The organism is Colwellia sp. BRX10-9, from assembly GCF_014077405.1.
Lineage (GTDB): Bacteria > Pseudomonadota > Gammaproteobacteria > Enterobacterales > Alteromonadaceae > Colwellia_A.
Genome location: NZ_JACGVV010000029.1, coordinates 37,748 through 54,398, shown reverse-complemented (window position 1 = coordinate 54,398; position 16,651 = coordinate 37,748). Strand labels below are relative to the sequence as shown.

Below are 16,651 nucleotides of genomic sequence, written 5' to 3'. Positions count from 1 at the left end.
GCATTGAGCATTGAGGCTAAGGTAACAGTCGAGCAGACACGGTAGACATTTAATTATCCAAAAAATCCTTAGTAAGTTTATCGCGACAGTGTCAGAATATCACTCATAACACAGTGATTAAATAAAGTATCACTTTTCCATCGTCATCCTGAATGAATTTCAGTATCAATATGACGGCTTTAAGATCTCGGATCTATTTAAACAAGGACTAAAAATGAGTTTATTAATCACCGGCGGTACTGGATATATCGGTAGTCATACCGTGGTAGAGTTACTTAAATTAGATAAAGATATTGTTATCGTTGATAACTTATCAAATTCATCTACCTTAGTCCTTGATCGCGTTAAAGCGATTACCGGGAAAACAGTAACCTTTATTAAAGCTGATATTTGCGATGAAGCAGCGCTCGATGCTGTTTTTGAGCAATATAATATCGAAGCAGTTGTGCACTTTGCTGGCTTAAAAGCGGTTGGTGAATCAAACGAAATTCCACTGAGTTATTATCAAAATAATGTCTCAGGCTCTGTTACTTTATTTCAGGTGATGGCTAAACATGGCGTTAAAAATTTAGTTTTTAGCTCATCTGCAACTGTCTACGGTGAGAATAACCCATCACCATTAGATGAAACTATGCCAACTTCTGCGACTAACCCATATGGGCAAACTAAATTAATGGTTGAGCATGTGCTGTTTGATTTAGCGAAAAGTGATAGCGAATGGTCAATCGCATGTCTGCGTTATTTTAACCCGATTGGCGCACATGAATCAGGGACTATTGGTGAAAATCCTAATGGTATTCCTAATAATTTATTACCTTATGTTGCCCAAGTAGCTGTAGGACGTTTACCTCAACTACAAGTCTTTGGAGATGATTACGACACGCCAGACGGCACCGGTGTTCGTGATTACATTCATGTGGTAGATTTAGCGATTGGTCATGTTAAAGCGTTAGAGAGTTTAACAAAAATACAAGGCTGTAAAGCCATTAATATCGGTACGGGAAATGGTACATCGGTATTAGAAATAGTGAATACTTTTGAACAAATTAGTGGTCAAAACATCGCTTATAAAGTTGTACCGCGCCGCGCGGGTGATATTGGCACTGTTTACGCTAATGCATCATTAGCAAACAGCCTATTAGGCTGGCAAGCAACACGTAATTTAAATACTATGATTGTTGATACTTGGCGCTGGCAGTCACAAAACCCTAATGGGTTTGAGTAAGTTAATTTATTCAGTAAACCGCAATTTTAAGCATTGCACATTAAACTAAAAATCACTAAAGTAGCGGCCTTAATTGCCGCTATTTTTTTATGTTGGAATTGGTCTTAATTACACTTATGCACGCTGTACATAAACTTCATCATTATCGTATGAGTCTGAGCACGACGACTTACAAGTCTCGTGGGCAACGTGTTGTACGTTGTGACTTATGTCGTCTAGCAAAACCTCATTGTATTTGTTCATATTCGCCAAAATCTACCAGTAATGCCGGTTTTTTATTATTGATGTATGACACAGAAGTACTAAAACCAAGTAATACAGGCAAGTTAATTGCTGATGTCGTGCCAGATACCTTTGCATTTCTTTGGTCAAGAACTAAAGAAAATAAAGAAATGTTAGCCATTTTAAACGACGAGCAATGGCAACCTTATGTTGTTTTTCCTCAACAGTATGCACAGGCTGAACGTGAGGTTTTTTGTAATGAAATGACCATACCTTCAGGTAAAAGACCACTCTTTGTTATGTTGGATGGTTGCTGGCGTGAAGCGAAAAAAATGTTTCGTAAAAGTCCTTACTTGAACCAATTTCCCATTGCTGCTTTTGACCCACATTTACTTGACGAAGCGGCTAATACCTCTCGCTATCAAATACGCATTGCCGAAGAAAACTATCAATTTGCTACCGCAGAAGTCGCGGCAAAAATGTTAACAATGGCAAAAGAACCGGTCAATGGACAATTATTGGATCAATGGTTTGATATGTTTAGTTATCAATATCAAAAAAGTGTTTGCCAGAAAAATAAAGGTAACCCCAAAGCCTTAGAAGATTATCTTGATTTTACTAAGCAAAAGGGGATTAAATTAAAAGCAACACTATAGGGTAATACAACTAATGTCATTAACTGTTTCGGTATTCACTGTTTCGGTATATAATGCGACCGCGAATTTAATGAGGGTAAGTTATGAGAATATGTGGTGTTGAATTAAAAGGTAACGATGCAATTATTTGTATTATGTCACGTGAAAACGGTTTGTATGATATTCCGCAAACACGCGTGCAAAAAATATCTTTAGTAGATGCAGGTGATTCCGAAGCAGTACAACACTTCCAATTTACCTTTGCTAAATTGATGGAAGACTATCACGTTGATAAAGTTGTTATCCGTGGTCGTGCTTTAAAAGGTAAATTTTCTGGTGGACCGATCGGCTTTAAATTAGAAGCGTGTATTCAACTTATAAAAGAACTACAAGTAGAAATTATTGCGGGTAGTTTTGTTAAGAAAACCCTGGTAAGAAGTCAAATAGATATTGATTTTCGTGATACCGGCTTGAAGCAATATCAAGAACCTGCCTTTGATACCGTCTTTGCTTTTTTTGAAAGTGATCCTTACATGAAGTAAGTATTTCTTTTAGTTGAAGCTGATAAAAACCCCAGTAAGTTTGCACTTACTGGGGTTTTTACGTTTACGACGAACAGTAGGATGTGGTGCTAACCGCCTGATTAATATGCTTCAAATGTGCTAACAGATAAAATGATGAGAAACGTTATCAGTCACTTTTGTTAATAACCGTTAATAACGCCGCAATAAGCTCATGGGTGCTAGATTTAATATCGGCAGAATTTTTTTTCTTAATATTGGACTCTAAGCTCATTGCGACTCGTGTTATGTTGTTATAACCAAACATTTGTGCGGCTCCAGCTAGTTTATGTGCTTGCTTAGCAAGTGCATCATTATCATTCGTTTGGTTCAACAATATGAAGTTTTTATGTTCTGCAATTAAACCCACTTCAAATTTAGCAACCAAATCAGATATATCAATGTTGCTATTAGTTAGCGAGCTATTGTCTTCGTAGTTGGTTTTGATAGGCTGTTCAAAATACTTAGCGATGGTATTGATAAAGTTTTGTCGCTCAAAAGGCTTAGCTTGAAATCCATTAAACCCTAGCGCTAAATATTGTTCTAGATCTTTGGCTAAGGTATTTGCCGTTAATGCAATAATCGGTACTTCACAAGATCTAGCTCTTAGAATTTTTATCGCTTCTATACCATCCATTTTTGGCATCTGAATATCAAGTAAGATTAAATCAGGTTTATTTTTAAAGTAAGACGCTATTACTTCGTAGCCGTTTGTCGCAGTATAAACCTCAAAACCTAGTCCTGTCAGTAGCCTGCTCATTAAATGCCTATTATCATCATGGTCTTCAGCCAATAAAATAGCGCCACTGAAGGTCTTCTTTGTTACTTCGAATTCTTTTACAATCTCAGTTGAACTGGTGGGAGTGAACGGTAATATCAAGGTAAAAATACTGCCTTGACCTATCTCACTTTCAACATCGATTATTCCCCCCATGAAGTCTGCTAATTTTTCAGATAAATTTAACCCTAAACCTGAGCCACCAAAGCGCCGACTAATGCTGGTATCTGCTTGTGTAAAGGCGTCAAACACTCTTCTTAATTGTTCATCACTGATACCTATGCCTGTATCACGTATTTTGAAGGTTAATTCGTTGATATGATTATAATGTTGCGCGTATATTTCAATAGCAACATCCCCTTTTTCAGTAAACTTAATGGCATTTGAACAAAGGTTAATAAGAATTTGCTTTAAACGAAAGCCATCAATATTGATCATAAAAGGGGAGGGCAAAGTATGGTATATGGTAAAATTTAAGCCCTTAGATTTAGCTTGTTCTGAGAAAATATTTTTAATGTCGACAAGTATTTGTATCAGATCTAAGGCCGTTATTTCTAATTCAAATTTATTTGCCTCTATTTTGCTTAAATCTAGGGTGTCATTCAATAAGCTCAGTAAGTGCAAGCTATTATTATATATAACTTTTATGCTGTCAGCACTGTTATCAATATCACCATGTAATATCGCTTCAGTTTGGCCAATAATAGAGGTTAAAGGTGTTCTTATCTCATGGCTCATATTCGCTAAGAATTGAGATTTAACTTCATTCGCTTTAATTACCTTTTTCGATTCTTGTTTGATTGAAGCCGTTTGTGTGGAAACTTGATGCTCTAATTGCTTAATAAGGTCACGTTCAAAAATTGCTTTTTTTTGATGAGCCCTAATAAAAAAGACTAATATGAGCAAAGATGAGATGAAATATAAGGTATATGCCCACCAAGAGTTCCAGAACGGTGGTTGCACGGTTATTTTAAGTGAAACACCTTCTTCATTCCAAATACCATCAGGGTTGCTTGCTTTTACTCTTAGTAAGTATTCACCACCAGATAGATTTGTGTACGTTGCTCGGCGATTTTTATAATCGGTCATTATCCAATGGTCATCAAAACCTTCAAGCTTGTATGCATATTGATTTTTTTTGGGGGCAGAAAAATGTAAAGCACTAAACTCAAACGCCACTAAATTTTCTTTGTGGGTTAAAATGATTGCTGATGTTGCATGGATCCCTTGCTCCAAAAAAAATGTACCATCTTCAGGTTTTGCCTTATTTTTATCGTGTTCTTTATTGGCATCGATAGCGACTGATTGATTCAACAATAGCATTTCGGTGAAAACGACCACAGGTTTATTGTTATCCTGAATTAGCTTATTAGGAAAAAATCGATTAAAACCATTAATACCGCCAAAAAACAATTCGCCACTGTCACTCTTATAAGAAGCGCCAGCATTAAATTCATTACTTTGTAAGCCATCGGCAACATCATAATTTTTAAACGTTTTAGACTTGGGGTTAAATTGAGATAAGCCTTGATTGGTACTTATCCATAAATAACCTTGATCATCAATCTCTATTGCATAAATGGTGCTATCAGGTAATCCATCCTCTTCGGTAAAACGTACAAACTCCCCCGACTTCATATCCATAAGGTTTAAGCCATTCATGGTGCCTACCCAAAGGTTACCCTCGTCATCTAAAGCTATTGAGCTAATATAATTATGACTTAAACTGTTTGGTTGAGTCATATCATGACGATAATGAGTAAATACTTCAGTCTTAGGATTGAAATAATTAAGGCCCTCAACAGTAGCCACCCAAAGATTTTTTTGGTTATCTTCAGTTATTGCTAAAACATGGTTATGGCTCAAACTGTTTAAATTAACTTCACTATGCTGATAGGTCCTGAATTTTGCAGTTTTAGGGAGAAAATAATCTAGGCCATTAGCAGTACCTACCCAAAGGTTATTTTGGCTGTCTTCAGTTATCGCTTGGATACCTCTGCTACCTAAACTGTCTGAATCATCCAAGTTATGCCGATAAGTACTGAATACTTCCGTTTTGAGGGTGAATTTATTTAATGCACTCCTAGTGCTAAACCAAATGTTGCCTTGGTGATCTTTAGTTATTGCGTTAACCCAGTTATTACTTATATTTTCTGGGTTAGTTTTATTTATACTATAATGCTCAAACTGCTGAGTTTTTTTATTAAAGCGATTAATACCTTCTGAATCAACCCCCACCCAAAGATCGCCTTGCTGGTCTTCAACGATCGCAGCAACCCAGTTACTACTTAAGCTCCCGGGGGTAAAGGCATCTCGTCGGTAATGACCAAACTGCTCTATTTTTGGATTGAAGCGGCTAAGACCCGCTTTGTTAGTCCCTGACCAAATATTACCTTCTCTGTCCTCTAAAATAGCCATAACATTACCTGAGCCTAGGCTGTTTATATTAGCCTCTTCATGACGGTAATAGGTGAAAGCCTCAGTTTCAAGGTTCAGTCTATTCAATCCCATATTTGTCCCAATCCAAAGGTTGCCGTTTTTATCAGCTGCTAACGTTAAAACTACTCCATCACTTAAACTATTAGCATTATTAGCCTCATGGCGGTAATGAGTAAATTGCTCAGTCTGCAGACTAAATCGATTTAAGCCGTCTTCAGTAATCATCCAAAGATTATCTTGCTTATCGGTAATTATTGACCAAACTGTTCCTTGAGTTACGCTATTGGGGTCGTTAGCATTGTGAAAGTAATGAGTAAATTGCTCGGTTTTTGTATTAAAGCGACTAAGACCAGCATGAGTGCCAACCCAAATTTCGCCGTTATTATCCTCTAATATTGCCCAGACATTATTATGGCTTAAACTCTTTGGATTATTTATATTATGTTTATAATGAGTAAACTGCCCTGTTTTTGGATCAAAACGATTAAGTCCGCCCCGAGTACCAATCCAAATATTGCCTGAGCGGTCTTGAGTTATTGCATTGACAACATCATGGCTTAAGCTATTTGGATTATTAGCATTGTGACGAAAGTGACTAAACTGTTCAGTTCTCGGATTAAAGTGATTAAGTCCAACTTCTGTACCTATCCAGAGGTTAGCACTTTTATCTTCAAATATAGTTCGAATCACATTGCCTGTTAGTGAGTTCTGATTTTTACCACTATGTTTAAATACTTTAAACGTATAGCCGTCATAACGCGCTAACCCGTTGGAAGTCCCTACCCATATAAAGCCTTGTCTGTCTTGTAGTATTTGAGTTACATCACTTTGTGGTAGGCCATCTTCAATAGATAGACGCTCAAACCGAGTCGATTGCACTGCAGCGAATGAAACGGAGGAAGGGAAAAGTATCAGCAAAAATAAAAACAGCGAAGGCTTTATTTTACGGTTGTTGAAAATAATACTCATTTTTATAAAACCTTTCAATATGAGTAATACAGCAGATTTTAACTTCATAATTGGGGGTTAACTTTAGTGAGCTATATGGCGATGAAAGAATATTATTATTACATTATTAGGTTATAAACAATACAAATAAACTTTTATTAAAAATTTTTAAAGCTGGACGTTATTCCGCTGAAAAGGACTTTATTGGATATAAAATCAGCATGTAAATATAAGCACTTAGCTTTTTTAGCAACCATAAAGCGCTATGTCAGTTAATATCTTTTTCAGCTCTAAATCGTCATGCTGAGACTCATATAAATCTAGTATCAGCATGACGGAGTCTTAAATAACGGATATTAATAATATTAGGGTTAACGTTATTTAGTTGTCGTTAAACCACGACGGTCAAGCAAAGGTTGAACTTTAGGGTCTTGACCTCTAAAGCGACGGTACATTATAGTGGGATCTTCACTACCACCGGGCTCTAAGATATGCTTACGGTATAAATCTGCAGTTTTCTCATCGAATATGCCATTTTCTTTAAACGCTAACCAAGTATCTGCATCATAGATATTTGACCAAATGTAGCCGTAATAACCTGATGAATAACCGCCAGAGAATATATGAGAAAAGTAACCTGTTCTATAACGAGGTGATATCTCTTTGATTAAGCCAATTTCTGATAAGACCTTTTTCTCAAATACGGCAGCATCTTGCAGCTCTGCTGTTTCTAAAGAATGCCAACTCATGTCAAGTAAAGCTGCACCAAGGTATTCAGTGGTACCAAAACCTTGATTAAATTTACCTGAAGCTTGAATTTTATCAACTAATGCCATTGGAATAACTTCACCGGTTTTATAGTGCTTAGCAAAGTTTGCTAATACTTCTGGTTCAGTCATCCAATTTTCCATGACTTGTGAAGGATATTCAACATAGTCACGTGGTAAAGCAGTACCTGTTTGTGAGCGGTAATAACCGTTAGACAACAAGCCCTGAATTGCATGACCGAATTCATGAAATAAAGTTGACGCTTGATCAAAAGTTAATAATGTTGGCGTATCACCGACCGGGCGTGGATAATTTAATACGTTGTAGATAATAGGGGTAACTTCTTCACCATACATACGATGTTGTTTACGGAAGCTGCTCATCCAAGCACCACCACGTTTACTTTCGCGCACGTAATGGTCAGTCATATAAATACCAACATAGCTGCCGTCTTTATCAAAGACTTCAAAGGTACGTACATCTTCATGGTATTTAGGTAAGTCGTTGCGTTCTTTGAAGGTTACGCCCCATAATTTCTCTGCGGTGAAAAATATTCCCTGTAAAGTACCTTCTAGCGAGAAATATGGCTTAGTTTCTGCTGCATCTATATCGTAGCGAGCTTTACGAATTTTCTCAGCGTAGTACCACCAATCCCAGGCTTCTATTTCAATTTTAGTGCCTTGTGAGTTAGCCAGCTTTTGCATATCAGCTGACTCTTCTTTTGCTCTCGCTAAAGCAGCTGGCCATACTTGATTTAATAAACCAAATACGTTTTCAGGTGTTTTAGCCGTCGCATTTTCAAGGACAAAATGTGCGTGAGTTTTATAACCTAATAATTGTGCCTTTTGGTAACGTAAGCTGGCTGTTTCTGCAGCAATACTCTTGTTATCAAACTCATCATCATTGTTACCGCGCATGGTGTAACCTTTATATAAGGTTTCCCGTAATTTACGATTAGTTGCATAGGTTAGAAAGGGGTTTTTGCTAGGACGATGAGTGGTGAATACCCATTTACCCTCATGGCCTCTATCGCTTGCCGTAACAGCGGCGGCGGCAATAATATCATCAGGTAAACCGTTTAGATCAGCCTTGTTATCAATAACCATTTCAAAGCTGTTCGTTTCGTGTAATAAATTTTCGCCAAATTTTAAGCTTAATTCACTCAATTGCGTATTAAATTGGCGTAATTTTACTTTGTCAGCATCTGATAAATTAGCACCACCACGGACAAAACCTTTGTAGGTTTTCTCAAGTAAGGTTAATTCGTTTACTTGTAAATTCAGTTGATCTTTTTTGTCATAAACCGTTTTTACCCGAGCAAATAATTTTGCATTAAGATTAATGTCGTCATTTAGCGCTGATAATTGTGGTGATACTGCTTTGGCAATATTACGCATTTCTTCGTCAGACATTGAACCGGTTAAACCGTAAAATACATTACTGACGCGGTTAAGAAAGTCACCTGACTTTTCCATCGCTTCAATGGTATTTGCAAATGTTGCTGTGTTAGTGGCATTGGCAATAGTGGAAATTTCTATTTTATTTTCACTAATAGCTTGCTCAAATGCGGGTAAGTAATCACTTTTTTTAATTTGATCAAAAGGGGGGATGCCGTGTGGCGTAGTAAATGCACTGAACAATGGATTTATATGTTCAGCTTTTTTAATTTTTTGCTGACTTTCTTTGGTTTGATTCTTGTTATCGTCGTACGACTGACAACCGGCTAATGCGATAGCAATAGCAAGCGGGGCGAGTAAGCGCTTTTTCATAAATGACCTTTATTAAATGTTAGACAATTAAATGACTTTGTTAATATCGTATAGACAAAGCTAATGAATTTATTCTATGTTGCACTCGGCCAAGCTACAAGATGCAGCACGTTTAAAAACGGTGAGTAACCGGTTAAAAAAGCTGAATTGTTAAGTTGTCAGCTTTTACCTTGATTATTTTTGTAAAATACAGAATAAGATAAATAAGTAGGCTTTAGTGGAAATAAAAATCCCGTGCGAGCACGGGATTATATAAGTGCAATATGTAGCTGAGCTTAATCAGGAATATAATCAAGTACTAAGCTATTTGCAGTTGAATTGTAGTGAATAATTCGCTGGTAGTTTGGCGATATATAACTGTCAACAGAACCAGCTGTATATCCGACGGTAAATAAAGCTTGTTGGTTTTCATCATATTTACTAAGAATAAAAACGCCACTACTATCGAAACGATAGAAATAACTATTATTAGCCGAGTCAATGGCTACGTTAACCGTTCGTATACTCGCTCGTAAAACGCCTTGGTCAGTAAAACTTGTACCATCAAAAGTTGTCCACTCTGAAGTGGTGCTCGCTGTATAAAGGTCTGCACCACGACTACTGGTGACTATATTTGATAAAACGCCACTATAAGCGCTGTTAATATTTTCATCACTGGCAATTTGTTGAACACTTTCAGCAGTAAAGGCATTGTACGCTAAGGTATATTGTAGCAATGCTGAGGTGTTAGCGTTATAAGCAATAACATGATTGCTTGCAGGTACGTCATAGATAATGGGTGAGTTGAAAGTATTTTCTCTATCCCAGAACTGCACCGCTAAGGCTAAGTTTGCATATTCTAACGCTTGGCTGATAACAATGGCTTTACCGGCGACCATCGCGATAGTTTTAGGCCTAAATTGTAGATCTATGTCAGCAGCTGGCAGTAAGTTAATACTGAAATCGTTAAGGTTTATTTGATAATGATTAATACGCGTTTGTGGCTGCCCATTTTCATCGTTGTAGTTTTCACTATTTGAAGCTAACAAGAGTGAGCCATCTGGGTGAATAACCAAGTCGGTTAAATCAGCACCGCCAAGTGGTGAATTAATCGTTGTTATTGCAGCGCCAGTAATAATATTAAACACTTTTATCACATCACCTTGGCCGATATAAATATTAGGACGCAGTGGGTCTAATACGACAGCTGAGGTATTAGGTGTAATATCAGTGATAACAATTTCACTGATGCTTGTTGTGTCAAAATCGCCTTTTTCAAAGCTGACTTTTATTGTACCCTTGACGCTTTCAGAACTATTGACCGGTGCTAAGGTGATTTCGCCATAGTACAAACCATTAGTCGTTATTTTACTTGGATCGGCGTCGATCGCTAGGGTATTATTAACGGTATCAGCCGTTAACGTTAACCAATTAACATTACTTTGTGCTTGCCAAGCTACCGCACTGGATTTATTGGTGACAATATCTACCGTATGACTGAGCGTTGACTTGTCCGCTTGTGAAGTAAAGGTTAGTGCTGAAGCGTTACTGAATAACCTTATTTCATCAACCGCTAACTCAACCACTACTTGTACATTGATGCCCGTCTCTGGGTCGGTAAGAGTAATGATACCGGTAAATAACCCCCAACCGATGATCTCATTTGAATCAATGGAAATAACAAGCGTTTTACTCTCTTGCGTTGTTGTTTGAGTCAAAGATAACCATGAAACATCTGTTGTTGCTTGCCATGAATCACTCACGCCTGAAATAGTCAATTCCTGGCTAGCAACGCTGGCATTGCCTAAGGTAGTATTAAAGGACAACTGAGATGCCGACACATCAAACTGCGCTAAAGTTACCATTTCTATTTGAGTACTATTTACCGCGTTCACTAACAAGCGTTTATTATCAGATGAAATATCAATGCTGGTGGGCTGTTGTCCCTGAGTTTCAATGGTAGCAGTCAGTGCTGATGCTTGGTTGTAAACATTCACAACGAAGCCGCTAGCGGGAACAAAACGAAGATAATGGGCAAAATTGTTATTCGACTTTTCAACAAATAACGTCGTTGCACCGTCTGCTTGGTTGAGTAATCCCATATCGGTAAAAGCGTTGCCATCAAAGCTAATGTGTTCACTTGTTGGGCTAATAAGATAAAGCGCCGTTTCGTTATCATTAACGACAAAGCTTGAAATACTATCGGCTTCAGCTAACCGTTCTGGTTTATATTCATGGGTTAAGCTCGTAATGATTTTATCTTGACTGAAGTCATTAATTTTTGCGTTATAGCGATTTAAGGTTGCTGTTTGAAAGTCTAATGCATATAAAGCTTCTGTTTCACTGGCTTGGTCAATGGTTTCCGTGAAAAAGATATTTTCACGATCCCAAAATAAGCGTTGTAACTCTTCATTTGCGTATTCAAGTGTTTGCGTGACAAGAAAGTATCGGCCAGAAAATTGTACGTAACGGCTAGGTTCAAACTCTATGGTTGGTGATGAAATTTCAGTAAAACTATAATCGCTTAAATTGATATTATAACGATGAACAACTTCAGTGGTGGTCTCGTCTTCATTGATAACAACTTCAAGCGCTTTTGCTAGTAATTTACTACCGTCAGGATGAACAATAAATTGCTCAAGTAGGGTGTTATCAGGAGCGATAGCGATGGTTGCAATTAATTCACCACTATATTGTTGATAAACAAGTAAGTTGTTTTCTGAGCCAACATAAAAGTAGGGCATGTTAGGTGCTGCTATCACGGTATCGATATTTGCGGCTATGTCCGTGATGACTTTAGTTTCTGTTTGCTCAGTACTTTGAAATAATGATACCGGTAGAACATGCCCAATAACAACTTCATTTTCAATGGCATTGAGGGTTATTTCAGTTTGACTTATCGCCGCTACCGGCATGGCATTAACATCAACAGCAACTTTAAGAAAATCATTGTCGAGTTTTGTTAAGGTTAACCAGGTTGAGGCGGAACTTGCTTGCCAATTTATTTCAGCGCTGCTGTTGGTACTGACTTTGATGGTTTGCTCAAGCACTGAAATATTCGCGGTTGACGTAAAAGCCAAGCTGGCTTGGTTGGCATACAAATATTGATTATCTAAACCAACTTCTACAGGGATAAGCTTAGTATCACCCGTTGTTGTTTCGGTGAGTATAATATTTCCGCTTGCTAACTGCGCGGCAGTAAAACTGCTAATATTCGGGGTAACGGTGACCGTTGCATCACCTGAGCCCGAAGATATGTCAAAAGTTATCCAGTCAATATCACTGCTTAACTGCCAGTTATTACTCTCACTGGTGATAGCGATTGTTTGGCTAGGAATGCTGACATCACCAAAGGTGCCACGAAAACTGACCAGCTCAGTATCTATATTTGCTTGCCAAATAAGTAATGAAACGTTGATGTCATGATGCACTAAGGTTGCGCCATTATCAGAGAGTTCGCCCGTTGAAAAACGCAGCTTTGTGACGTATTCACCTAAATTAATTTGGTCTGCTTGGGTTAAATCAATATGAACAGTAGCAGAATTACTGGTTAGGTTTTCAGTTCTAAAGGCTAGCCAGCCCACGGGTTGGGAGTCAGGGGCATAACCCACTAATAAACCGTCGCCAGCAAAAGTAACATTAACGGTTATTGAATCGTCAAACTCAGTAATTATCTCATTGCTAAAGCTAATCGTTGAAACATCAGCGTTGATGGCGTAATTTTTTGATTTATCATTAGAACCACCACAGGCAGAAAGCAATAATGTTATACAAAAAATGGTGAACATTTGACTGAGGTTCTTAAAACATACCTTCATACAGATCCCTGTTTTATTTTGCTGTTTATCTGCAAACTTTACGCTTACTTTTATAACAACTTATTCTGCGTGATTATTCACTCAAAGTAAAAACTTATTATTTATCTAAAATTTAAATAATTGAACACTATAATTATCCGTTAATTTAAAGGTAAAATAAGCGGTAAAACGTCTTTAAAGGTGATGAATCATTGAACAAAGCTATCTTACATTGTTCGGTAGGTATCCTCTCTCGTCGCGAGCATTCTTATGAAGAGTTAATGCAAAAGCTCAAATTTCGTCAACACAGTGAAGATGAAATTACGCCAGTCCTTGAATTTCTAATTAAAAAAAACTATTTGAGTGACCAACGTTTTGCCGAATCTTTGTTTGGTAGCCGCCTTAATAAAGGTTATGGTTGGCTTTATATTAGCAATGAATTGGAACAAAAAGGTGTTTGCGATACTATTATAGTTGAACTGAGTAAAAATCAGCAAATTGATTGGTATCTTCAAGCCGAGCTTGCGTATAATAAACGCTTTGGCGAAAGTACAATTAAAGACCAAAAAGATAAATTAAAACGCATTCGATTTATGCAGTCTCGAGGTTTCTCTTCGGATGAAATCATGATATTGATTAAATATACTCATAGCGATTAAACGAATAAATTCAAGAATTAACTTTTCAGAGAGTGAACATTCCCATGATTAAAACTAGTGCACAATTACGACAGACTTTTTTAGACTTTTATGCTTCGAAGCAACATCAAATTGTTCCAAGTAGTTCATTAGTTCCAGGTAATGACGCGACGTTATTATTTACCAATGCTGGTATGGTTCCTTTTAAGGACGTTTTTTTAGGGGCAGAGAGCAGAAGTTATACCCGTGCAACCTCGTCGCAACGTTGTGTTCGTGCGGGTGGTAAACATAACGATCTAGAGAACGTTGGCTACACGGCGCGCCATCATACTTTCTTTGAAATGTTAGGTAACTTTAGTTTTGGTGATTACTTTAAAGAAGACGCTATACGTTTTGCCTGGGAATTTTTAACTGTCAAATTAGCCTTACCTAAAGAAAAGCTATTAGTGACTGTTTATGACAGTGACGAAGAAGCCTTCGCTTTTTGGCGTGACGAAATAGGTATTCCGGTAGATAAAATTATTCGTATCGGTGATAAGTCACCCAGTAAAAAGTACGAGTCAGACAACTTTTGGTCAATGGGTGATACGGGGCCATGTGGACCTTGTTCTGAAATATTCTATGATCATGGTGAAAATATTTTTGGTGGACCTCCAGGCTCACCAGATGAAGATGGTGATCGTTTTATTGAAATTTGGAACTTAGTCTTCATGCAGTACAACCGTCATGCTGACGGTACTATGGAAAACTTGCCAAAGCCTTCTGTTGATACAGGTATGGGCTTAGAACGTATTTCAGCGATAATGCAAGGCGTGCATAGCAATTATGAAATTGATATTTTTCAAGGATTAATTAAAGATACTGCTGAGTTATTACAGTGCAATGATTTAGAACATAAGTCTTTGCGTGTAATTGCCGATCATATTCGCTCATGTAGCTTCTTAATAGCAGATGGTGTTATGCCTTCAAACGAAGGTCGTGGCTATGTATTACGTCGTATTATTCGACGTGCCGTACGCCACGGTCATAAATTAGAAGCAAAATCACACTTCTTTCATCGACTAGTTGTTTCATTAGGTAAGCAAATGGGTGAAGCCTACCCTGAGCTTATTAGCCAACAAGCGGTTATTGAAAAAATATTACGTATCGAAGAAGAGCAATTTGGCCGCACCCTAGATCGTGGCATGATCTTACTTGAAGATATTTTAGCGAATCTTAAAGGCGACACTATTTCAGGTGACGATACCTTTAAACTTTATGACACCTATGGTTTTCCTGCCGATTTAACGGCAGATATTGCCCGAGAACGTCAATTAAAAGTCGACCACAATGGTTTTGACATTGCTATGGGACTTCAACGCGAACGTGCTCAGCAAGCAAGTCAGTTTGGTTCTAACTATAACGACCAGCTTAAATCTGATCACAACACGCAGTTTAAAGGTTATACCCGTAATGAATTCTCCGCAACTATTGTTGAATTATTCAATAACGAAGCGTCGGTTGCTGAATTAAAAGCAGGCGAGCAGGGCATTGTTATTTTGGACAAAACACCTTTTTATGCGGAGTCGGGTGGCCAAGCAGGAGACCAAGGCCTTCTTCATATTGATGACGGTATATTTGAAGTACATGACACCACTAAAATGGGTAACGCCTTTGCTCATAAAGGAATTGCTCGCGTAAATATTGGCTTAAATCGCCTAGTAAAAGCAGAAATAAATACTGAGCGACGCGCAGCTATCGTTAAAAACCACACGGCTACTCACCTTCTTCATGCCGCTTTACGTAGCGTCTTGGGTGAACATGTTACGCAAAAAGGTTCGTTATGTGATGCTGAAAAGTTACGCTTTGACTTCTCTCACTTTGAAGGGGTTACCGCGCAAGAGTTGCAAACTGTTGAACGTCTAGTTAACCAAGAAATACGTAATAACTTGTCTCGTGAAACCAACTTAATGCAGATAGACGAAGCTAAAGAAAAAGGCGCTATGGCTTTATTTGGTGAGAAATACGACGATGAAGTACGAGTGGTTACTTTAGGTGGTTTTTCTACCGAGCTTTGTGGTGGTGTTCATGTTGAGCGTACTGGCGATATTGGCTTTGTTAAAATAGTGTCAGAATCAGGTATAGCTGCAGGTGTTCGTCGTATAGAAGCTGTTTCCGGTGAGTGTGCACTTGCTTTTACTGAGCAGCAAGGTTCAAATCTAAGCTTAGTTGCCTCAATGGTTAAATCTGATGTGGCGAGTATGCCAGGAAAAGTTGAGCAATTAATTAGTCGTGGTAAGCAACTCGAAAAAGAAATTCAAATCCTAAAACAGCAAGTGGCGGCTCAAGCCGGTTCTGATTTAATCAGTGAGGCTGTAGATGTTAATGGTGTGAAAGTACTTATTGCAGATTTAGCAGGTACCGAGTCTAAAGCGCTTCGTGGCATGATGGATGAACTCAAGAATAAAATAGGCTCAGGGATCATTTTATTAGGCACAGCATCAGACGGAAAAGTAGGTTTGATCGCTGGTGTAACTAAAGATCTCACTGGACAGGTAAAAGCCGGTGATTTAGTTAATGCCGCAGCACAGCATGTCGGTGGCAAAGGAGGTGGGCGTCCAGATATGGCACAAGCTGGTGGCAACAAGCCAGAGAATTTACCTATGGCATTAGACACAGCGAAAGCATGGCTAATTGACCAGTTATCGTAATATTATAGTAAGCTAATATATTTCATTAAGGAGCGTTTTAGCTCCTTTTTTGTGGGTAAATCTTTTAAATAGTAAGTTAGGTTACTTAGCGGTTAATGCAGAGTTAACATACGTCAACTACAATATTAATAATAACAAATAGTTATAATTATTTCCAAAAAATAACTTTATTGCTTGAATAAGCTTGCTAGAATGCCAATATT

Annotated in this window: 8 protein-coding genes; 5 read left to right on the top strand and 3 right to left on the bottom strand. The window is 37.9% G+C overall.

Annotation, left to right across the window (positions count from 1 at the left end):
- Positions 1–214 precede the first annotated feature (214 nt).
- From galE to H4J69_RS15275, 3 genes are all read left to right on the top strand, one after another.
- Positions 215–1,225: a UDP-glucose 4-epimerase GalE gene (gene galE, locus H4J69_RS15285; RefSeq protein ID WP_182230242.1), complete on the top strand. Its 1,011-nt coding sequence runs from the start codon at positions 215–217 to the stop codon at positions 1,223–1,225.
- A 116-nt stretch (positions 1,226–1,341) separates the two neighbouring features.
- Complete coding sequence (locus tag H4J69_RS15280; RefSeq protein ID WP_182221828.1) at positions 1,342–2,103, top strand: tRNA-uridine aminocarboxypropyltransferase; 762 nt, start codon at positions 1,342–1,344, stop codon at positions 2,101–2,103.
- A gap of 83 nt (positions 2,104–2,186) precedes the next feature.
- The gene (locus H4J69_RS15275) at positions 2,187–2,624 is read left to right on the top strand and encodes a DUF3010 family protein (RefSeq protein ID WP_070375975.1); all 438 of its coding nucleotides are present in this window, start codon (positions 2,187–2,189) and stop codon (positions 2,622–2,624) included.
- 148 nt (positions 2,625–2,772) lie between these two features.
- On the opposite strand, the gene H4J69_RS15270 is transcribed toward H4J69_RS15275, so the two are convergent.
- The 3 genes from H4J69_RS15270 to H4J69_RS15260 form a co-directional block, all read right to left on the bottom strand.
- Positions 2,773–6,828, bottom strand: a complete 4,056-nt coding sequence (locus tag H4J69_RS15270) for a hybrid sensor histidine kinase/response regulator (RefSeq protein WP_182230241.1) — start codon at positions 6,826–6,828, stop codon at positions 2,773–2,775.
- Positions 6,829–7,184: 356 nt separating this feature from the next.
- On the bottom strand, positions 7,185–9,344 hold the full coding sequence (locus H4J69_RS15265) for a M3 family metallopeptidase (RefSeq protein WP_182221826.1): 2,160 nt from the start codon (positions 9,342–9,344) through the stop codon (positions 7,185–7,187).
- Between the two features lie 275 nt (positions 9,345–9,619).
- Positions 9,620–13,141, bottom strand: a complete 3,522-nt coding sequence (locus H4J69_RS15260) for a BACON domain-containing protein (RefSeq protein ID WP_182230240.1) — start codon at positions 13,139–13,141, stop codon at positions 9,620–9,622.
- A 191-nt stretch (positions 13,142–13,332) separates the two neighbouring features.
- On the opposite strand from H4J69_RS15260, the gene H4J69_RS15255 reads away from it, so the two are divergent.
- Together H4J69_RS15255 and alaS are read left to right on the top strand one after the other, a co-directional pair.
- The gene (locus tag H4J69_RS15255) at positions 13,333–13,779 is read left to right on the top strand and encodes a regulatory protein RecX (RefSeq protein ID WP_182221824.1); all 447 of its coding nucleotides are present in this window, start codon (positions 13,333–13,335) and stop codon (positions 13,777–13,779) included.
- Between the two features lie 44 nt (positions 13,780–13,823).
- On the top strand, positions 13,824–16,448 hold the full coding sequence (alaS, locus tag H4J69_RS15250; protein WP_182221823.1) for an alanine--tRNA ligase: 2,625 nt from the start codon (positions 13,824–13,826) through the stop codon (positions 16,446–16,448).
- The last annotated feature ends 203 nt before the right edge of the window (positions 16,449–16,651 follow it).